Annotated in this window: 17 protein-coding genes and 1 pseudogene; 15 read left to right on the top strand and 3 right to left on the bottom strand. The window is 45.1% G+C overall.

The window, feature by feature from the left end; translation table 11 throughout:
- Positions 1 to 366 precede the first annotated feature (366 nt).
- The 11 genes from L1D11_RS18245 (at position 367) to L1D11_RS18195 (ending at position 13750) form a co-directional block, all read left to right on the top strand.
- Entirely contained in the window at positions 367 to 1824 is a 1458-nt protein-coding gene (locus tag L1D11_RS18245) for a protein adenylyltransferase SelO (RefSeq protein ID WP_239832243.1), read from the top strand.
- A 152-nt stretch (positions 1825 to 1976) separates the two neighbouring features.
- Positions 1977 to 2705, top strand: coding sequence for a response regulator (locus L1D11_RS18240; protein WP_239832242.1), 729 nt, complete (start codon positions 1977 to 1979; stop codon positions 2703 to 2705).
- Between the two features lie 13 nt (positions 2706 to 2718).
- On the top strand, positions 2719 to 4164 hold the full coding sequence (locus L1D11_RS18235; RefSeq protein WP_239832241.1) for an ATP-binding protein: 1446 nt from the start codon (positions 2719 to 2721) through the stop codon (positions 4162 to 4164).
- 110 nt (positions 4165 to 4274) lie between these two features.
- Entirely contained in the window at positions 4275 to 5522 is a 1248-nt protein-coding gene (locus tag L1D11_RS18230) for an ABC transporter substrate-binding protein (RefSeq protein WP_239832240.1), read from the top strand.
- 181 nt (positions 5523 to 5703) lie between these two features.
- Positions 5704 to 6642 (top strand): sugar ABC transporter permease, encoded by a 939-nt coding sequence (locus tag L1D11_RS18225; RefSeq protein WP_239832239.1) that lies wholly within the window; start codon positions 5704 to 5706, stop codon positions 6640 to 6642.
- Positions 6639 to 7496, top strand: coding sequence for a carbohydrate ABC transporter permease (locus L1D11_RS18220; protein WP_063523580.1), 858 nt, complete (start codon positions 6639 to 6641; stop codon positions 7494 to 7496). Before L1D11_RS18225 ends, L1D11_RS18220 begins: the two co-directional genes overlap by 4 nt.
- A gap of 6 nt (positions 7497 to 7502) precedes the next feature.
- Complete coding sequence (gene ugpC, locus L1D11_RS18215; RefSeq protein WP_239832238.1) at positions 7503 to 8615, top strand: sn-glycerol-3-phosphate ABC transporter ATP-binding protein UgpC; 1113 nt, start codon at positions 7503 to 7505, stop codon at positions 8613 to 8615.
- A gap of 268 nt (positions 8616 to 8883) precedes the next feature.
- Positions 8884 to 10251, top strand: coding sequence for a GTPase HflX (gene hflX / locus L1D11_RS18210; protein ID WP_239832237.1), 1368 nt, complete (start codon positions 8884 to 8886; stop codon positions 10249 to 10251).
- A gap of 347 nt (positions 10252 to 10598) precedes the next feature.
- Positions 10599 to 11594, top strand: a complete 996-nt coding sequence (locus L1D11_RS18205) for a TRAP transporter substrate-binding protein (protein ID WP_239832236.1) — start codon at positions 10599 to 10601, stop codon at positions 11592 to 11594.
- A 66-nt stretch (positions 11595 to 11660) separates the two neighbouring features.
- On the top strand, positions 11661 to 12386 hold the full coding sequence (locus L1D11_RS18200; protein WP_239832235.1) for a TRAP transporter small permease: 726 nt from the start codon (positions 11661 to 11663) through the stop codon (positions 12384 to 12386).
- A 2-nt stretch (positions 12387 to 12388) separates the two neighbouring features.
- Positions 12389 to 13750, top strand: coding sequence for a TRAP transporter large permease (locus tag L1D11_RS18195; RefSeq protein WP_239832234.1), 1362 nt, complete (start codon positions 12389 to 12391; stop codon positions 13748 to 13750).
- A gap of 207 nt (positions 13751 to 13957) precedes the next feature.
- Here L1D11_RS18195 and L1D11_RS18190 read toward each other — a convergent pair whose 3' ends face one another.
- From L1D11_RS18190 to L1D11_RS18180, 3 genes are all read right to left on the bottom strand, one after another.
- Positions 13958 to 14140, bottom strand: a complete 183-nt coding sequence (locus L1D11_RS18190; protein WP_239832233.1) for a hypothetical protein — start codon at positions 14138 to 14140, stop codon at positions 13958 to 13960.
- Between the two features lie 157 nt (positions 14141 to 14297).
- Positions 14298 to 15644 (bottom strand): sigma-54 dependent transcriptional regulator, encoded by a 1347-nt coding sequence (locus L1D11_RS18185; protein WP_239832232.1) that lies wholly within the window; start codon positions 15642 to 15644, stop codon positions 14298 to 14300.
- Between the two features lie 29 nt (positions 15645 to 15673).
- Positions 15674 to 17494 carry an ATP-binding protein gene (locus L1D11_RS18180; protein WP_239832231.1) on the bottom strand — a complete coding sequence of 607 codons (1821 nt, stop codon included), beginning with the start codon at positions 17492 to 17494 and terminating at the stop codon, positions 15674 to 15676.
- A 163-nt stretch (positions 17495 to 17657) separates the two neighbouring features.
- On the opposite strand from L1D11_RS18180, the pseudogene L1D11_RS22775 reads away from it, so the two are divergent.
- The 4 genes and pseudogenes from L1D11_RS22775 to clpX form a co-directional block, all read left to right on the top strand.
- Positions 17658 to 17840 (top strand): annotated as a pseudogene (locus tag L1D11_RS22775) (hypothetical protein); the annotation flags it as partial.
- Between the two features lie 318 nt (positions 17841 to 18158).
- A complete protein-coding gene (gene tig, locus L1D11_RS18175) occupies positions 18159 to 19457 on the top strand; it encodes a trigger factor (protein ID WP_239832230.1) in 1299 nt (432 codons plus the stop codon).
- A 105-nt stretch (positions 19458 to 19562) separates the two neighbouring features.
- The gene (gene clpP, locus L1D11_RS18170; protein ID WP_004736080.1) at positions 19563 to 20189 is read left to right on the top strand and encodes an ATP-dependent Clp endopeptidase proteolytic subunit ClpP; all 627 of its coding nucleotides are present in this window, start codon (positions 19563 to 19565) and stop codon (positions 20187 to 20189) included.
- Between the two features lie 82 nt (positions 20190 to 20271).
- Positions 20272 to 21552: an ATP-dependent protease ATP-binding subunit ClpX gene (gene clpX / locus L1D11_RS18165; RefSeq protein WP_008220631.1), complete on the top strand. Its 1281-nt coding sequence runs from the start codon at positions 20272 to 20274 to the stop codon at positions 21550 to 21552.
- The last annotated feature ends 113 nt before the right edge of the window (positions 21553 to 21665 follow it).

Here is a 21665-nt window from a genome sequence, read left to right as displayed (position 1 = left end):
TCAAGAAATGATTCAACACAGCAACTTTGGCGTTATCAGCCGCACTTGGATTTTCTCTACCCTTTCTCTAGTGGGTATTCTTGCTCTAATGTAGTCAGCTTAATGGCTCTATATTTCCAGTTTTTATTATGAACATACTTGTAAAAAAGTTTTCAAAGTTAGAACTCTTTCTTCAATAAATGTGGCTTTTCTCAACAGCTTAGCCACTTAACTTCTTCTAAATCGCTTCTTTCCTTTAGCAAAGCCTTTCTCTTGATCTATTAAGCAAGCAACCTTCTCCGAAATTATCTATCCCTATAACCTGATCTGAAGTTGTTACTAAACTGTGATAATCTTAAATTATCTTTTATTTATAGTGTGTCTCTCATGTCTGTCTGGGATTCTATTTCATTTAACAATCGATTTACTGCATTACCTCGACTGTTCTATACCCCAATCCAACCTACACCGCTAAACAATGTCCAATGGCTCAGATGGAACCATAATCTTGCGAATGAACTCGGCTTTCCGTCATTTGAGAGCGCTTCAGAAGAATTGCTGGATACCTTATCTGGCAATGTTGAACCTGAGCAATTTTCACCTTTAGCTATGAAATACGCAGGCCATCAATTTGGTGCTTATAATCCTGATTTGGGCGATGGAAGAGGGCTGTTGTTAGCTCAAGTTGTCGCTAAAAGTGGTGAAACGTTCGACTTACACCTCAAAGGTGCAGGAAAAACACCATATTCGCGTATGGGAGATGGACGTGCGGTTATCCGATCGACGGTGCGTGAGTATCTATGTAGTGAAGCAATGGCGGGGCTGAATATTCCAACCACTCGTGCGTTGGCAATGATGACCAGTGACACGCCGGTTTATCGAGAGAAACAAGAGTGGGGTGCATTGTTGGTGCGTGCTTCTGAATCACACATCCGTTTTGGTCACTTTGAGCATTTGTTTTACACAAATCAGTTGGTTGAACATAAGCTGTTGGCAGATAAAGTCATCGAGTGGCATTTCCCAGAATGTTATAATGAAGAAAAGCCATACGCAGCCATGTTTAATCAAATCGTTGACCGCACCGCAGAGATGATTGCGTTGTGGCAAGCAAATGGCTTTGCTCACGGGGTGATGAACACGGATAACATGTCGATCATCGGACAAACCTTCGATTACGGTCCATTTGCCTTCCTAGATGAATATGATCCACGCTTGATCTGTAATCACTCCGACTACCAAGGGCGCTACGCATTCAATCAACAACCAAGAATCGGGATGTGGAATTTATCGGCGTTGGCACATGCGTTGTCACCGTTGGTGGAGAGGGCTGATTTAGAAGCGGCACTGGAACAGTACGAGCCACAAATGAATGGCTACTTTAGTCAGTTGATGCGTAGAAAACTCGGTCTGCTTTCCAAGCAAGAAGGTGACAGCCGCTTGTTTGAATCTATGTTCGAGTTAATGTCGCAAAATAAAGTGGATTACCCTAGGTTCTTTAGAACTCTGTCGAATCTAGACACTTTGCCAGCTCAGGAAGTCATTGATTTAGTCATCGATCGTGATGTTGCGAAGCTATGGCTAGATAACTACTTGCAACGTTGTGAACTTGAAGATGGTTCAGCTACAGAGCGCTGCGAAAAGATGAGGCAGGTAAATCCTAAATACATTCTCAGAAACTATTTGGCTCATCTTGCGATTGAAAAGGCCGAACGTGGCGATAGCAGCGATGTTGATGCTCTAATGGTGGTACTCGCAGACCCATATGCAGAGCACCCTGACTACGAATACTTAGCAGCTTTGCCACCGGAATGGGGCAAAGGTATGGAGATCAGCTGTTCGTCTTAAATCGGCTTACCGATACAATATCAACAGATAGCGGTCGCTTAGTTGTGATCTCTATCTGTTTGCTCTTATAATTTTATAAATATATCAATAATCAAATGCTCGACCTGCCTATATACTATGTAAATAAGTTGTAAATTTTATAGGTTTGGGCGATGCCAACAAATACTCGAATTCTCGTGGTGGATGATGATCAAGAAATCCGCGAGTTGCTGGAAGAGTACCTTACAAAATCGGGTTTCGATGTCTCTTCGGTTGGAGATGGCGTTGAACTAGAAACTCATCTCCAAAGCCAAGGTTATCCGGACCTGATACTTCTCGATGTAATGCTTCCTGGTGACGATGGTTTTACCTTGTGTCAGCGCGTTCGTAAAAACTCTAATGTGCCCATCATTATGCTGACTGCTGTGTCGGATGAAACCGATCAGATCATTGGTTTGGAAATTGGGGCCGATGATTATATCGCTAAGCCGTTTAGTCCGCGCCAATTAATGGCTCGCATCAAAGCTCTGTTGCGCCGTGTTCAAGTGGTTGATGACAAGCCGAGTGACGCATTGCCTAAACAGGTCACCTTTGGTGATTGGACACTCGATACCCTTGCGCACCGAATCTCTCACAACGAAAGCGCCGAAGAGATAGACCTATCGGGCAGCGATTTCTCACTGTTAATGCTTTTCCTAACTCGCCCAAATGAAGTGCTAGACCGAGACACAATCTCTTTTGCGACTAGGGGACGTGAAGCGCTGCCTTTTGAGCGTGGCATTGATGTTCAATTAAGTCGTTTGAGAAGCCGACTTGGTGATAGCGCTAAATATCCGCACTATATCAAAACCATGCGTGGCAACGGCTATATATTGGCTGTACCTGTGCATTATGAGCATTGAGTAAGAAGTCTGTATGAAGTGGTTGAGAAGTTTAAAGCCAAACTCCTTGGTTGCTAGAACCTTGCTTTTGACCTTGTTAGCCGTCGTCATCGCGCAGGGTATTGCAACCTCCATTTGGTATAGCGAATCCAAACAGAAAGAGTTAGAGGGGATTAGCTCCGCTTCGTCGAGCATGGCAAACATGTTTGCTTCCACAGTGACCTTCTTTCAATCTTTGCCCGTCAAATATCGCCATATCGTGTTAGACCAAATCCGTAATATGGGCGGGACGCGATTCTTCGTCTCTTTCAATAAAGAGGCATTGATTGTTGAACCAATCCCCGATACCCGTTTAAAAACCGCATCAATAGAAGCGATAGAGAGTGTCTTGAGTCGCAAGCTTAATAAGGTGGAATCGGTGCGCGTCGATTTCTCTCGCCCAGAGCATCTTCGCTTACTTAAAAATGATATATATTTAACCGATCTCCCGCGATCTTGGGCGCATCATACCTTAACGTTAGAGCCTCTTAATCCGCCTATTTTGGTTGTTCAAATCGAGCTAGCTAGCCATGAATGGGTTTATATTGCAGCGCTATTGCCTACACCCTATGTAAAACTTGATGACACTATTCTTGGTCGTGAACAGGTGATCTTCTTATTCTCTTCAACGCTGATTCTGCTGGTGTTGACTTACTTAACGATTCGCCGCCAAGTGCGCCCGCTTAAAAAGCTTGCAAGGGCCGCCAATGAAATGAGTATGGATATTCAACAGCCGCCGCTTAACGAAGAGGGGGCTACTGAGCTGGTCACGGCGACTCGGGCTTTTAATCGTATGCAGCAGCGTATTCGTCGTTATGTGGCCGATAGAGAACATCTCTTCTCAGCTATTTCTCATGATTTAAAAACACCGATAACTCGTCTTAGACTGAGAGCTGAGTTGTTGGAAAGCGAAGTTAAGAAAGAGAAGTTCAACAAGGATCTGGATGAGTTAGAGATGATGGTTAAAGGTGCCCTGCAAGCGGTAAGGGATACAGACCTTCACGAAAACAATGCCATTATCGATCTTAATGACATGGTTGCTTCGGTCATTGAATCGCATAACCAGCATCAAAACTTAGTAGAATTTGAACCTATTGTGGTTGAGCCGTTAGTTGCTAAACCATTAGCGATTAAACGTGTGCTGACCAACCTTATCGACAATGCGGTGAAATACGGCACATCCGCTAAGGTCGATATCAGTAGCGATTCTGTGTGGGTAATCGTGACGATTCAGGACCATGGCAAAGGTATTCCTGAAGACAAACTTGAGCTGGTGTTTGAACCCTACTTCAGGCTCGCCAACGATGACCAAGGACACGGTTTAGGGCTTGGGATATGCCGAAATATCCTGCACGGACACGGCGGAGATCTCATTATTCGTAACTCCTCTCAAGGCGGCTTAGAAGCTAAAGTCTATATCCCACGAGGCCTAGAAGTGTAATGTAACAGTTGTGTTACATTGGGCTTACCTTTTGTTTCAATCTTATAAATTAGAACAAGTAGACTCTTTATTGAACCGGGCGCCGAGTCCGCTAAACATGGAAGATTATAATGAAAATCAATAAAACCCTACTTACTCTATCTCTTCTTGCTGCCTCAACATTTTCTCAAGCTGGTGAAGTGGAAGTGCTTCACTGGTGGACTGCTGGTGGTGAAGCTAAATCCGCTGCAGTACTGAAAGAGATGATTGAAGAACAAGGTCATACTTGGAAAGATTTCGCTGTTGCTGGTGGCGGCGGTGAAAGTGCGATGACTGTTTTAAAAACACGAGCAGTATCTGGTAATCCGCCATCTGCTGCGCAGATTAAAGGTCATGATATTCAGGAGTGGGGGGGGTTAGGTTTTCTAACGTCTCTCGATGCAACCGCGAAACAAGAAAAGTGGGATGACTTACTGCCTTCTGTTGTTACCAAAGTGATGAAGTGGGACGGTGGATACGTAGCGGTTCCTGTGAACGTTCACCGCGTTAACTGGCTTTGGGCAAACCCAGAAGTGCTTGAAAAATCAGGTGTAACGGTTCCAACCACATTAGATGAGTTCTTTGTTGCTGCAGACAAGATCAAAGCAGCAGGCTTTATCCCTCTGGCACACGGTGGTCAACCTTGGCAAGACGCGACAGTCTTCGAAGCGGTAGCACTGGATGTACTCGGCAGTGAGGACTACAACAAGGCGTTCGTTGATTTAGATATGGACGTTCTATCTGGCGACAAAATGGTTGAAGTGTTCACCAAGTTCAAAAAGATGCGTGACTACATCGACAGCAACTCTCCGGGCCGTGATTGGAACGTAGCGACTTCGATGGTTATCAATGGTGAAGCGGCAATGCAAATCATGGGTGACTGGGCGAAGGGCGAGTTTACCGCTGCAGGCAAAGTGCCAGGCAAAGACTACATCTGTGCACCAGCTCCGGGTACAGACGGCCAATTTACTTTCAATATCGACAGCTTTGCCTTCTTCGAGCTAGGCGATAAAGAGAATCAAAAAGCGCAACAAGATCTTGCGAAAACCATTCTTACCAAAGATTTCCAAGAAGTCTTCAACCTTAACAAAGGTTCTATCCCTGTACGTCTAGATATGGACATGTCTAAGTTCGACCAATGTGCGTTGGATTCAATGGCAACCTTCAAAGCGAGTGCGGAATCTGGTGACCTTGTACCGAGTATGGCTCACGGCCTATCTACAACAAGCTACGCTCAAGGCGCCATCTATGACGTTGTGACTAACTTCTTCAATGAGAAAGATGCTGATCCTAAAGAGGCTGCAACTAAGTTAGCGAAAGCAGTAAAAGCGGCTATCTAAGCTAGCTTGGTAAGCAACATGAACAGAACGCGAGTTGCTGACTATGTTGCTTATCCCTAACCCCCAGGGTGGGTAGGTTCGTAGGGAGCCTATCCGCTCTTCACCTCAATTCTGATATGCGTGATGCTGATGTGGTGCCGAGAGGTAAGCCATTGGCTCAATTGTGCAACAAGGAAAAGTTATGGAGCATGTTTTGACTAAGTCGACTCCAAAACCGACAAGGAGCCAGCCTGCACCAAAGCCCAGTTTTGCTGACAGGTTACAACATTGGTTACCTAAGATTGTGCTGGCACCGACCGCGTTGGTGACCGTGGTATGTATCTACGGCTATATATTCTGGACGACAGCGTTGTCGTTTACTAATTCTCGATTTTTACCTAGCTTCAATTTTGTTGGCTTTGCTCAATATGAAAAGCTGATGGAGAACGATCGCTGGATCACCTCAATCACCAACCTAGGTGTATTTGGGATCCTATTCATGGTGATTGCTATCGTATTGGGTGTCGGTTTGGCGATTTTGCTTGACCAGAACATCCGTCAAGAAGGTGCGATTCGTACCATTTATTTATACCCGATGGCACTGTCATTCATCGTGACGGGTACCGCTTGGAAGTGGATTCTGAATCCGGGTCTAGGTATTGAAAAGCTGATGCAAGATTGGGGCTTTACCGATTTTAAATTCGATTGGTTGGTCGACTCTGAAATGGCGGTTTATACCTTAGTGATTGCCGCGCTTTGGCAGTCGTCAGGCTTTGTGATGGCGATGTTCTTAGCTGGCCTGCGTGGTATCGATTCTTCGATCATTAAAGCGGCGCAAATTGATGGTGCAAGCTTACCCACTATTTATCTCAAAATCATTTTACCTTGCTTGCGACCTGTGGTTTTCAGCGCGGTGATCATTACTTCTCACATTGCGATTAAGAGCTTCGATCTCGTGACAGCGATGACGGCGGGTGGCCCGGGTTATTCATCGGATCTTCCTGCGCTATTCATGTATGCACACTCATTCACACGCGGACAAATCGGCTTAGGTGCTGCCAGTGCGATGATGATGCTAGCCGGTATTCTAGCGATTCTGGTGCCTTATCTTTACTCAGAGCTTAGGGAGAAAAAGTCATGATGAACAACATCAACTTTGCTCGAATGTTTATCTATTCGGCGCTGCTTTTCTTCTGCTTGGTTTATCTCATGCCGTTGTTCGTAATGGTACTGACCTCATTTAAAACCTTGCCAGACATCAAGGCAGGTAACTTGATGAGTTTACCCAAAGAGTGGGTGTTCGATGCTTGGTATAAAGCGTGGGACAGCGCTTGTACTGGCGTGAAGTGTGAAGGGGTTAAAGGCTATTTCTGGAACTCGTTCCAAATGGTGATTCCTGCGGTGGCTATCTCAACACTACTCGGCGCATTCAATGGCTATGTGGTCACTAAGTGGCAGTTCCGTGGCTCAAACCTGTTCTTTAGCTTGCTGCTGTTCGGTTGCTTCATTCCATTTCAAGTGGTGCTGTTACCAATGGCGACCGTACTGGGCAAGATGGGGTTAGCAAATACCACCATTGGCTTGGTACTTGTGCACGTTATCTATGGCATGGCGTTTACAACGCTGTTCTTCCGTAACTTCTACATCTCGATTCCTGATGAATTGATCAAAGCGGCAAAACTGGATGGTGCGGGATTCTTTACCATTTTCTTCAAGATCTTATTACCAATATCCACCCCCATCATCATGGTGACCGTGATCTGGCAGTTTACCGCTATCTGGAACGATTTCTTATTCGGGGTGGTGTATTCAGGCTCAGAGACTCAGCCGATCACCGTTGCATTAAACAACTTAGTCAACACCAGCACGGGCGTTAAAGAGTACAACGTCGATATGGCTGCTGCGATCATCGCCGCACTGCCAACATTGTTGGTGTATGTCTTTGCAGGAAAATACTTTGTTCGTGGCCTAACGGCAGGATCAGTAAAAGGATAATTACCCATGGCAACATTAGATTTAAAACAGATCCGTAAAACCTATCGCAACGCGGACAACGAAACGTTAAAGGGCATCGACATTAGTATCGATTCGGGGGAGTTCTTGATACTTGTCGGCCCTTCGGGGTGTGGAAAATCCACCCTAATGAACACCATTGCTGGGCTTGAAAACATTAGCTCGGGTGAAATCGTGATTGATGGTGTCGATGTCGCTCAGGTTGAACCCAAAGATCGCGACATTGCGATGGTGTTCCAATCATACGCACTTTACCCAAACATGACGGTACGCGGCAACATCGCCTTCGGCTTGAAGATCCGCAAGATGCCGCAGGACGAGATCGATGCTGAGGTGAATCGCGTCGCTGAAATGTTGCAAATTGAACAATTGCTGGATCGCAAACCCTCACAACTATCGGGTGGTCAACGTCAGCGTGTGGCGATGGGGCGTGCGCTGGCGCGTCGTCCTAAGTTGTACTTGTTTGATGAGCCGCTTTCTAACCTAGATGCCAAGCTGCGTGTGGAAATGCGCCATCAGATTAAGCGCCTACATCAAAAGCTCAACACTACGATTGTTTATGTAACCCATGATCAAATCGAGGCAATGACGCTGGCTGACCGCATCGCAGTAATGAAAGATGGCGAATTGCAGCAGTTAGGCACACCGCAAGAGATCTACACCAAGCCAAGCAACATGTTTGTGGCAGGATTTATGGGGTCACCATCGATGAACTTTATCAAGACTATGGTGGATCTCGACGAGGAGCAGAACCCGATCATTAAGGTTATTGGTACGGCGGATCAAGAGCATCATATTCGACTGCCGAAAAGCATGCGTGAACAAGACGGTAAAGAAGTGGTGATTGGCCTGCGCCCAGAGCACATTACTGAGCAACAAGGCGATGATCTGTCGGCAACCACTAAACTGGATTTACAGTTGGAAGTTCTAGAACCGACAGGACCAGATACGATTGCGATGGTGAAGGTGAACGACCAAGAGGTGGCGTGTCGCTTATCACCGGAATTTGAAGTGTCGGTAGGGCAGATGGCACCGCTGCATTTCGACCTGTCGAAAGCGGTATTCTTTGATGCGCAGACTGAAGCGAGAATTGATTTCTAGTTTTTGAGTCAGTCGCTCAATTGAAGACTAAGCTTAGAACAAGGCAGTATCACCAATTCGTAATTGACAATGTGATGCTGCCTTTTTGTTGTTTTAGCTCGTTTTATTTCCTCATGAAAACAGAGGGATAAACGAGATAAGTAGATTAACTGAAATAATATCGCCAATTAGTCACGGTTAGCTCTATAAAGCGGACTGAGAACAGCGTAGGATCGCGCTACTTTAGACCCAATACTAGGTGCACTTTTGTGCATAGACAGAATAAAACATGAAACTAACAGCAAAACCCTCCGCTAGTAACGCTCTACTTATCTCTATTACGACACCCGATTTTAAAGGTGACGAAGCAAAAGAGTCTCTTGCTGAACTTGCTCGATTAGTGACAACCCTAGGGTTTAAAGTGGTCGGTACTCAGTCACAACACCACAGTTCCACCCAACGACAAGACGTGTTGGGTGCCGGTAAGCTTGCAGAAATTGCTCACCTAACCGGTTACCAAGGTTCGATTCAAGAAGTGGAAGACGAAGATTTCATCGATGAGTCTTTTGACTTTCATGCTGGGATTGATGAGATCGATTTTGATGACCTGCCATCTGAAGAGATGGAGTTTGGTACTGCTGATGTCGTGGTATTTGACTGTGATTTGAGCCCTTCTCAACTGCGTAACGTGGAAGCTCACTTGGGTGTCGAGGTGTTTGACCGCACCGGTATCATCATCGAAATCTTCAGTCGCCACGCCCGTACTCGTACCGCACGTCTGCAAGTTGAAATCGCTCGCCTAAATTACTTAGTACCTCGACTTCGTGAAACAGCCGACGGTGACAAAGAACGTCAAATGGGTCAGGGTGCTGGTGAAACCTCACTAGAGCTTGACCGTCGTAAAGTACGCGACCAAATTGCTGCGCTTAAGCGTGAGCTGGTAAGCGTACAAGATGAAATGAAGAATCGACGTACTAAGCGTTCGGAGCTTTTCACCGTTGCTCTAGTCGGTTACACCAATGCGGGTAAATCTTCGATGATGCGCGCAATGACCGCAACCGAAGTAAGTGGTGAAGACAAGTTATTCGCAACCCTAGACACCACGGTTCGTGCGCTTCAGCCGATCACTCAGCCGCGTATCCTAGTGTCAGATACGGTTGGTTTCATCAAGAAGCTGCCACATGATTTGGTTGCTTCATTCCACTCAACGCTTGCGGAAGCACACGACGCGTCACTGCTACTCTATGTGGTTGATGCGTCTGACGCTTCATTCCGCGCTCAGCTCGATGTGGTACACGAAGTATTGGCGCAAGTGGGCGTTGAAGACAGTGAAAAACTCTTGGTACTGAACAAGTGCGATAGATTGAGTGAGGAGCAGCAGCTTGCGTTGATGGACGAATTCCCAGATGCGATGCTGACGTCAACTCGTGATCCTCTGGATATCACCAAGCTTCATAAATACATCGTGGGCGTGGCTGAACAAGGCATGATCGAAGAGGAAATCACGATCCCTTATTCTGGACAAGGCATCATTGGTGAGATCCGATCAAACATGAGCGTGGTGAAAGAAGAGTACGACTACGAGTGCATTAAGCTGACGGTACGTTCAAGTGCTATTGATTTAGCACGACTTAAAAAGCGTATGCAGAAATCGTAATTATCTGACTCAGACAATATTTCAATATACTATTGAGATAACCAGCTCTATAGAATCTCTATATAAGGCTGTCACTTTGTTTACCGAAGTGGTGGCCTTTATTTTTCCTCCTTACATTTATTTCATCATTGATAATTTGGTCAACTCCCACCCATTTATAAATATTCTATGGGTCATTTCCCACCCATTAATATTATTAGCTGAGCTGCATGGTGAGCGACTCGATATTGCCAAGCCTTATGGTTAAAGAGTTGTTAATGGTTTGTATCAATGTGGCGCACTAATTGCCTTAGTGAAAGCACGCAGTTCCCATTGAAGGGCTGCTTTGTTTACTAAGGAGAATAATAATGCTTAAGCCTCTTACCCTGCTGTCTGTATCTGCTCTGGCACTCACCAGTTTTAATGCTGCTGCAAACTGTGACCCAGGTGAAATCGTGATTAAATTCAGTCATGTAACTAACACGGATAAGCACCCGAAAGGCATCGCTGCTTCTCTACTTGAAGAGCGAGTAAACACGGAAATGAATGGTAAAGCTTGTATGCAAGTTTTCCCAAACTCAACGCTTTACGATGATAACAAGGTACTGGAAGCCCTGTTAAATGGTGATGTTCAAATGGCGGCACCTTCGCTGTCTAAATTTGAAAAGTTCACTAAGAAATACCGCATTTTTGACCTTCCGTTCCTGTTTGAAGATGTAGAAGCCGTTGACCGTTTCCAAAACTCAGAATCTGGTGAAAAGCTGAAGAACGCAATGAAGCGTCGTGGTCTGCAAGGCTTGGCATTCTGGCACAATGGCATGAAGCAGATGTCTGCGAACAAACCGCTTATCAGCCCAGAAGATGCAGAAGGTTTGAAGTTCCGTGTTCAAGCATCAGACGTATTGGTGGCTCAGTTTGAGCAGTTAGGTGCCAACCCTCAGAAAATGTCGTTCAAAGAAGTATACGGTGGCCTGCAAACTAAGGTTATCGATGGTCAAGAGAACACTTGGTCAAACATCTACGGTAAGAAGTTTTTTGAAGTGCAAGACGGCGTGACTGAAACCAATCACGGCATTTTGGATTACCTAGTCGTAACGTCAAACGACTTCTGGAAAGACCTACCTGAAGATGTACGTACACAGCTTGGCACAATCGTCCAGGAAGTCTCTGAAACGCGTAACGCTGAATCTTCAAAAGTTAACCTAGCGAACAAAAACAACATCATCGAAGCCGGTGGTGAGGTTCGTACGTTGACGCCTGAACAGCGTCAAGCATGGGTAACAGCACTTCAACCAGTATGGAAGAAGTTTGAAAAAGACATCGGTTCAGATCTTATCGATGCAGCATTAGCTTCAAACCAATAACACCGCTATAGGGTGGCGGCTCCCTACCGCTGCCCTTTATTAAAACAATTATAAGCGGAGCATTTTATGGAACAGTCTCAAATGGAACAGTCTTTATTTTCCAAAGTCGGAAAAGTCACCGATTTAATTGAAGAGTCTTTAATAGCCTTCTTTCTGGGTGCAATGACCCTACTTACTTTTGCGAACGTGGTCTTTCGATACGCGTTCAACGACAACATTTTATGGGCATTAGAACTGACGGTATTCATGTTCGCATGGATGGTATTAGTAGGCGCTTCTTACGGCGTTAAAAAACACTTCCACATTGGTGTTGATGTCATCATCAACCTTGCGCCTGAAAAGCTACGCAAAGTGTACGCGTTAATTGCCGTCACTAGCTGCCTTGCCTTTTCAATCTTACTTCTCATTGGTTCATGGAACTATTGGTACCCATTCGCGACCGATCGCGCATGGTATGAAACCGATGATATCCCAATGCCAGAGATGCTTCAGTTTCTTGCTGACTGGCTGAATGAAGGTGAGCGATACGAAAAGTTGCCACGCTTTATCCCTTATATGGCATTGCCGATTGGTATGGCATTACTAACGTTCCGATTCATCCAAGTTGCTTATCAAGTTGTGACGGGCAAACTCGACCGCATGATTGCAGGTCATGAAGCCGAAGAAGAGCTAGATGCGTTGAAAGCGGATGTGCTTGCGGGTTCTGACGAAGACGCGACTGCAGTATTGGATTCGACTACGAACAACAAGACCAACGTGTCGGGTACAAAGCCTAACGGTAAGGAAGACTAATCATGGCAATGTTATTTCTATTTTTGATGGTAATTGCTTTTATGTTGGTCGGTGTGCCAATTGCGATTTCCTTAGGTTTATCAAGCATCCTGTTTTTGTTGATGCATTCAGATGCATCATTGGCATCGGTCGCACAAACTCTGTTTAATGCTTTTGCCGGTCACTACACACTGTTAGCGATTCCTTTCTTTATCTTGGCTTCTAGCTTTATGTCTACAGGTGGCGTGGCGAAACGTATTATTCGTTTCGCGATCGCGATGGTTGGCTGGTTCCGGGGTGGCTTGGCGATGGCGTCGGTTGTGGCATGTATGATGTTCGCAGCGCTGTCTGGCTCTTCACCAGCAACGGTAGTGGCAATCGGTAGTATCGTTATCGCAGGTATGATCAAAAATGGTTACTCAAAAGAGTTTGCTGCAGGTGTTATCTGTAATGCCGGTACTTTGGGTATCTTGATTCCGCCGTCAATCGTAATGGTGGTTTACGCAGCAGCAACCGATGTATCGGTAGGTCGTATGTTCCTTGGTGGCGTGATCCCGGGTTTGTTGGCGGGCGTGATGTTGATGATTGCTATCTACATTGCAGCACGCATTAAGAAGATTCCAGCGCAACCGTTTGTGGGTTGGGGTGAGATGTTCGCAGCCGCTAAAGACGCAAGCTGGGGTTTGTTACTGATCGTCATCATTCTTGGCGGTATCTACGGTGGTATCTTTACTCCGACCGAAGCGGCGGCAGTGGCAGCGGTGTACGCCTTCTTTATCGCTAACTTTATCTACAAAGATATGGGGCCGTTCGCTGATAAGAACAACACCAAATCAGCGATAGTTAAAGTGTTCCAAACCTTCTTCCACAAAGACACTAAAGATACGCTTTATGACGCAGGTAAGCTGACGATCATGCTGCTGTTTATCATTGCCAATGCACTGATTCTGAAGCACGTTCTGACAGAAGAACGTATTCCACAAATGATTACAGAATCTATGCTATCGGCTGGTCTTGGCCCAATCACCTTCTTGATTATGGTGAACGTATTGCTGTTGATTGGTGGTCAGTTTATGGAGCCATCTGGTCTATTGATCATTGTTGCACCACTGGTTTTCCCAATCGCGATTGCACTCGGTATTGACCCAATCCACTTAGGTATCATGATGGTGGTGAACATGGAGATAGGCATGATAACGCCGCCTGTTGGGCTTAACCTATTTGTGACCGCTGGTGTCGCCAAGATGTCGATGATGAATGTGGTGAAGGCGGCGCTGCCGTGGGTTGGTGTGATGTTCTTGTTCTTGATAATCGTAACTTACGTGCCTTGGGTATCAACTTGGTTACCAACCACCTTGATGGGGCCAGAGATCATAACCAAGTAGTGGGCGGTTTATATATACGTCTAGTCTAACGAACGGTTTTATTCTGTGGATACAGAAGCCCACGGGTTTAATCCTAGATGAATGCCAGTTCCAAAATTACAGCGTAAGCTGTTTGTAATTTTGATAAACGCTTTAGTGTTGTCACGGTAAGTAGACCAGGCATGCCCGGAGGGATCTTCTTGTAAATAACGGCGATAATATGAAGAGTTACACCTTTTCATCTATCGCTTTATTTTTTCCACGCCTTGCTGTGCCTCTTAAACGTCTGTCATAGCCTTTCCAGCGTACTTTCTTCTTTCTTCGCTCGCGCCCAGACCTTTTTTCTACTACATAATGGTCATCAATCAGCACTGTTTCTACAATGATAGGAATGGTCGTTTTTTCATTCATATGCAACTTTTCCTTATAACCGACGCATGAATTATGGAAGAGGAATCTAATCTCTGCCAGTTTCGATATAGCTTGAGATCAAGCTGCGCTTTGAGTTTTGTTTCTATGTTGATTCTTGTATTTCACGGCTTAATTTTTCACTTTGAAATCTATTATTTTACTTAAAATTATCTTTGTTAATTTGGTAACGCTGCATTTTGTCGTAAAGCGTTTTTCTTGGGACACTTAATTGAGACATGGTTAATTTTATACTCCCTTCATTCTCAATCAAAGCGCGCTCGATCACCGTTTTTTCGAATTCTGCCACTTGGTCCGATAGGCTAATGCTAGCGTCTGAGTGGATTTCTGAGCTTGCTCCATCACCCAATTGAGCTAATTTTCCGAGTAAGATAAAGCGTTCAGCGCTATTGCGTAGCTCACGCACATTCCCAGGCCAATCATGTACTAAAAGCCCGTGCAGTTCCTTTTTTGGAAGTGCTGGGGCTGTTTTTCCGTAACGCGCCGCAGCGACCAACAAGAAGTGATGGAAAAGCGCAGGGATATCTTCTTGGCGGCTTCTTAACGGTGGCAAAACTAGGGTCACAACATTAAGTCGGTAATAGAGATCTTGGCGGAAAGTTCCTTCTTCAGCAGCCTTTTTTAGGTCGACTTTAGTGGCCGCAATCACGCGGATATCCAGGGGCACCAAGCCGTTTGAGCCAACCCTTTCAATGGCGCGTTCTTGCAATACTCGTAGTAGGCGTATCTGTGCTTGCATCGGCATGGACTCTATTTCATCTAAGAACAGGGTTCCCCCTTGAGCAAATTCGAATTTACCCACGCGTTTATTCTCGGCGCCTGTGAATGCGCCTTTTTCATGGCCATAGAGCTCACTCTCAATTAGGTTTTCAGGAACGGCGCCACAGTTTACTGCGACAAAGTTTTGTTCTCTGCGGCTGCTTTGCTCATGTAGGGAGCGCGCGACCAGCTCTTTACCTGTGCCTGTCTCTCCAAATAACAAGATATCGGTGTTGGTGTCAGCGACATGGGTAATCACAGAGCGAAGCTCAGTCATGGATTGAGTATCACCAATGATTCTTGGTCCAAGAGTTTTACTGGCTTTGAGTGAGCGTTTGAGTTCAAGGTTTTCCAAGGTCAGCTGGCGCTTTTCAATAGCGCGTTTGGTTGTCTCTATTAAGCGTTCATTGGCAAAAGGCTTCTCGATAAAATCGTAGGCGCCGTCTTGAATCGCTTGCACTGCCATCGAGATGTCACCGTGTCCTGTGATCATGATGACGGGAATCTCTTTGTCTTTATGCATGACAGTGTTGAGCAAGTCATGCCCGGATAGACCCGGTAAACAGATATCAGTGATGATCACGTGAGGTAAGCCGTTTTCTTGAATCGCGATCAGAGCAGACTCCGCATCGGGAAAGAATTCGGCATCAATGTCGGCAAGCTCGAAACTCTGTCCAATCGCCATTCTTAGATCGGATTCATCATCAATGAAATAGACGTGACACATAGTGATTCCTTTACTTCTTTGTATTCTGGTTATTGCTGAGTTTTTGCTTGCTGTTCTTGTTCAACAAGGGGTAACTCTATACTAAATCGAGCACCACCTTGGGGGCTGCTTCCTGTAACGAGCTTGCCATTTATTCCGCTGATTATTTGTTGAGAAATCGATAGCCCAAGTCCAAGTCCGTTTTTCTTGGTGGTATGGAAGGGTTCAAAAAAGTGTCCGTTCGAAGGGGAGGTGAAGCCGGGACCATTATCATCGACATGAATCAGCAAGGTCTGGGCTTGTTGATGGTCGGACTCCCTAATCTCTAACAGAATAGCTAATTGTTTATCATCTTGTTGTTCCATCGCCTGAATCGCATTAGTCAGCAGGTTAATGATCACCTGTTCCAGTTGAATAGCGTTGGCGAGCACGCAAGCATCAAAGATTTCAGGGAGTTCGTTGACCTTAACTCGTTCACTCTTGAGCTGTGGCTTCATCAGCTCTTTCGATGATTGTAATACAGGGAGTATTTGTAAGGTGTGTAGCTCTTCCGCAGTGGATTTCTTGGCGAAGGAGCGAAGCTGGTGGCTGATTTTCGCCATGCGATCAGTGAGTGCCGAGATTCGCGATAGATTGTCATCGACACGATCGGTTTTTTCTTTGGCAAGGAAGAGTCGGCCATTGTCGGCATAACTGCGAATTGCAGCGAGCGGGTTGTTTAGCTCGTGACTGATGCTCGCTGACATCTGCCCTAGCACCGCCAGTTTGGCGGCTTGGATGAGCTCGTCTTGAGTTTGCCTCAGCACATGCTCGGTTTCGATGCGGTGTTTGATCTCGACATGCAACTCCGATGTACGCTCAAGCACTTGAAATTCGAGCTTTTGTTTTGCTTCGGATTGCAGCCTATCTATCTGAACACGTCTTTGTTGTCGATGGAGATTGAGTTGCATCGTTAGATAAATAATCGCAAAAACAAGGCTCAAAACCACAAGGTAAGCAACCAAGTCCCACCAAACTAAGTGGGTCGGAGAAAATACCCGTATGGTGAGTTTTGGCTCGGCTAGGAAGCGAGATGAGCTAAAGAACTGCTCTTGGACGAGTTTGTGTGGCGACTCAATACGACTGGTGACATTGTCTAAATCGCCGGAGAAGTGCAGGCTTTCTATTTTTGTATCGAGATACTGCCTGCTTTCTTGAATTTGAGTGTGTTGTGCTTCGCTTAGTGGCTGAAGGCTTTTGAAAAGCCATTCAGGGTTGCTCGACATAAAGATAATCTGGTCTTTATCATCCGCGACAAAAAAGCTCTGTTTACCTTGCCAGCTTGCTTCAATCGAAGATAAATCCATTTTTACCACAATTACACCAATGATTTCAGCAGCATAAGAGACCGGATAAGAGTAATAGTAGCCTCTCTTTCCTGAAGTCGAACCTAAAGCAAAGTACTGCTTTTCATGTCCTTGAATGGCTTGTTGGTAATAAGGGCGAAAGGCAAAATTACGCCCAACAAAAGAATGTTTTAGGTTCCAGTTACTTGCCGCGATAGTGGTACCGATGCTATCCAATAAATAGGTGTCAGACGCCTGAATCACTGAGTTTACGTGCTCTAGATAGCGATTGGTGAGTTCAATCTGAGCAGTGTTGCTTGGTGAGTGCAGGGCATCAACCAGCTCTTTATCCTTCGAAAGCAGCTCAGGGATATGGGCAAACTTATCCAATTGGCTGGCAATGTGGACGGAAAAGCGGTCTAAGTTAGATTGGTGATCATTTAACAAACTTTGATGGCTCGTATTCCATACCCAGTGACCACCAAGGGTCATCAAGACGCTGTAGACGATCAACAACAGGATACGAATTCTCGAAGCTTGAAACATGCTGGTTCTCTGCTAAATCGGGGGCGACAATATAAATCCTGCTTTCTCTCATTCATCACAGCAATTAGCGGTAGTTTTTACTGAAAATAGAGAGCCAGTAGATGGCATTAGGTTAAGGCTTTGTAACGGAGATTGTTGAAAAAGTTATCGACTCTGAGGGGTAAAACAAGAGCAAGATCTCTTTTTAAGGTTTTTAGCAAAAAAAGCCCTCGATTCCCTTGAAAAAGTCGCTATTGTCCCCATTTCTGTTGTGCTAAGTGATGTTCTGAACGTTTTTGTATCATTTAGTTGGACGAATTTAGAGCATTCATCATCAAGCAGAGGTGAACGGCTCGACAGAGATTAAACAGATCGCTAGAATGTCGCGTCTAAAATTTCTGTCCTGAGGCTAATCGGAGATACCTTTCTTGTTTCCGAAAACAAGCTTCGCTGCTTTTTATTAGCGAGTGAAAACTGAGCTCTTAACAAGTATGTGAAGATGAAGATATCGCTGATTAGTCTGGTGTTTGGTTGAATGATCAATTCAAACATCAATGCTCAATTTTAAATTAGGTGTTCGGATAGAGCACAACACAAGGATGCAGCCAACAACGCCGGCTTTTGAATTAAAGCTAAGTTACGGCTCATATGCTCAGATTGCTGAGCCAGTTTTGAGGTTTATATAATGCAAGTTACTGTTGAAACGCTAGAAGGCCTAGAGCGCCGTCTTAATATTACTGTTCCTGCTGCTAACATTGAAGATGCAGTTACAGCTGAACTACGCAACATCGCGAAAAACCGTCGTTTCGATGGTTTCCGCAAAGGCAAAGTGCCAATGAAGATGGTTGCTAAAATGTACGGCAAAGCAGTACGTCAAGACGTGATGGGCGAAGTAATGCAACGTCACTTCATCGAAGCGATCGTTAAAGAGAAAATCAACCCAGCTGGCGCACCAACTTTCGCATCAGTTGAAAACAACGAAGGCGCTGACCTAGTATTCAACGCAACTTTTGAAGTTTACCCAGAAGTTGAGCTGAAAGGTCTAGAAAACATCACTGTTGAGAAGCCAGCAGTAGAAGTTAAAGACGCAGACGTTGAAGAGATGATCGAAACTCTACGTAAGCAACAAGCCACTTGGACTGAAGTTGACACTGCAGCTGACGCTGGTTCTCGTGCAACTATCGATTTCGTTGGTTCTATCGACGGGGAAGAGTTCGAAGGCGGTAAAGCTGAGAACTTCCCACTAGAGATGGGCGCTGGTCGCATGATCCCTGGTTTCGAAGACGGTATTGTTGGTAAAACGGCAGGTATGGAATTCGAAATCGACGTAAACTTCCCAGAAGATTACCACGCTGAAAACCTAAAAGGTAAAGCAGCTAAGTTTGCAATCAAAGTAAACAAAGTTGAAGCTCGTGAACTTCCAGAACTAAACGAAGAATTCGTTGCTAAGTTCGGCGCAACTGACGGCGTTGAAGGTCTTAAAGCTGAAGTTCGTAAGAACATGGAGCGTGAGCTTAAGCAAGCTGTTAAGAACCGCATCAAAGAGCAAGCTATCGACGGTCTAGTTAACGAAAACAACATCGACGTACCTTCTGCTCTAATCGATCAAGAGATCGGTGTTCTACGTCAACAAGCTGCTCAACGTTTCGGTGGCAACACTGAAGCTGCTGACCAACTTCCACGTGAGCTGTTCGAAGAGCAAGCTAAACGTCGCGTAGTTGTAGGTCTTCTACTTGGTGAAGTAATCAAGACTGAAGAGCTAAAAGCTGACGACGAGAAAGTTAAAGCTATCATCGAAGAGATGGCTACAGCATACGAAGATCCATCTGAAGTTATTGCTTACTACGAGCAAAACGAGCAAATGATGAACAACATGCGCAACGTTGCTCTAGAAGAGCAAGCTATTGATGCAATCATCGCTAAAGCTCAAGTTTCTGATAAAGAAGCTAGCTTCAACGAGCTAATGAATCAGCAACCTGCTTAATATAGTAATATCTGACGTAGAAGGTTGACGTACGGTCAACAATTCTGCTAACAATGGTCCGTATGATTTAATCATTCGGGCCATTTATTTTAGGGACATAAGAATATGAGCTACCAAGAAAAAAATACAATGCCATCGATTATGGACGCACTAGTTCCTATGGTGGTTGAACAGACTTCCCGTGGTGAACGTTCTTACGATATTTATTCTCGTCTATTAAAAGAACGAATCATTTTCTTAACAGGTCAAGTGGAAGACCACATGGCAAATCTTGTCGTGGCTCAACTGCTTTTCTTGGAATCGGAAAACCCAGACAAAGATATCTACCTTTACATCAACTCGCCGGGCGGTAGCGTAACAGCAGGTATGTCAATCTACGACACAATGCAGTTCATCAAGCCGAACGTGAGCACAGTATGTATGGGTCAAGCTTGTTCTATGGGCGCATTCTTACTAGCGGGTGGTACTCCAGGTAAGCGTCACGTGCTTCCAAACTCCCGCGTAATGATTCACCAGCCACTTGGCGGTTTCCAAGGCCAAGCGTCTGATATTCAGATTCATGCGCAAGAGATCCTAACGATCAAACAAAAGCTAAACAAACTATTGGCAGAGCACACTGGTCAGCCTCTAGAAGTTGTTGAGCGTGATACAGATCGTGACAATTTCATGTCTGCTGATCAAGCAGTAGAATACGGTTTAGTGGATTCAGTTCTTAATCACCGCGGTCAATAATTGCAGGGCAATTGTTTGACGCAAAGTGATGCAAATTGATATACACTCAAACCATAGAGAGTAAAGGCTAAGAGGTTAGCGAATGACAGATAAAAGCAAAGAGGGTGGTAGCGGTAAACTGCTTTACTGCTCTTTCTGTGGCAAAAGCCAGCACGAAGTTCGCAAGTTAATCGCAGGTCCTTCTGTTTACATTTGTGATGAATGTGTCGATCTTTGTAACGACATTATTCGTGAAGAAATTAAAGATGTTCTTCCTAAGAAAGAATCTGAATCGCTGCCAACGCCGCGTGAGATTCGTGAGCACCTTGATGACTATGTAATCGGTCAAGAATACGCGAAAAAAGTGCTAGCAGTTGCAGTATATAACCACTACAAGCGTTTACGTAATGGTGATACGACAGCTGAAGGCGTAGAACTAGGTAAGAGTAACATTCTTCTTATCGGTCCTACCGGTAGTGGTAAAACGCTACTGGCTGAAACACTGGCTCGTTTCCTAGACGTTCCTTTCACAATGGCAGACGCAACTACACTAACCGAAGCGGGTTACGTGGGTGAAGATGTTGAAAACATCATCCAGAAGTTGCTTCAGAAATGTGATTACGACGTAGCGAAAGCGGAACGCGGCATTGTTTACATCGATGAAATCGACAAGATTTCTCGTAAAGCTGAAAATCCATCAATCACGCGTGACGTGTCTGGTGAAGGTGTACAGCAAGCTCTACTAAAACTTGTTGAAGGTACAGTTGCTTCTGTTCCACCACAAGGTGGTCGTAAGCATCCACAGCAAGAGTTCTTGCAAGTGGACACGTCTAAGATCCTATTTATCTGTGGTGGTGCATTTGCTGGCCTAGATAAAGTGATTGAACAACGTGTAGAAACAGGTTCTGGTATCGGCTTTGGCGCTGAAGTGCGTTCAAAAGACGAAACAAAAACTATCGGTGAACTGTTCACTCAAGTAGAACCTGAAGATCTAGTGAAGTACGGTCTAATCCCAGAATTCATTGGTCGTCTACCTGTTACGACAACATTGACAGAGCTTGATGAAGAAGCGCTAATCCAAATCCTTTGTGAGCCAAAGAATGCACTTACTAAACAGTACGCAGCATTATTTGAGCTAGAGGATACAGAACTAGAGTTCCGCGAAGACGCGTTACGTGCGATTGCTAAGAAAGCGATGAGCCGTAAAACGGGTGCTCGTGGTCTACGTTCTATCTTGGAGGGTGTTCTACTAGAAACGATGTACGAACTGCCATCTTCAACTGATGTAAGCAAAGTTGTGATTGATGAGTCGGTAATCAATGGTGAGTCAGAGCCACTGTTGATTTACAGCAACTCAGACAATCAAGCAGCTGTTGCAGAGTAGGTCTTTTTTAGACAAGTCGCTCAAATTGAAAAAGGAGGTAAGCAATTACCTCCTTTTTTTTATTCTTCCATTGAATCCAGTCGTTTAAGCCCCATATACTGCTTTATAAGTTA

Source organism: Vibrio sp. Isolate32 (assembly GCF_022397955.1).
Lineage (GTDB): Bacteria > Pseudomonadota > Gammaproteobacteria > Enterobacterales > Vibrionaceae > Vibrio.
Note: the sequence above shows the minus strand (reverse complement) of the source record. Positions and strands in the feature narration are given on the sequence as shown.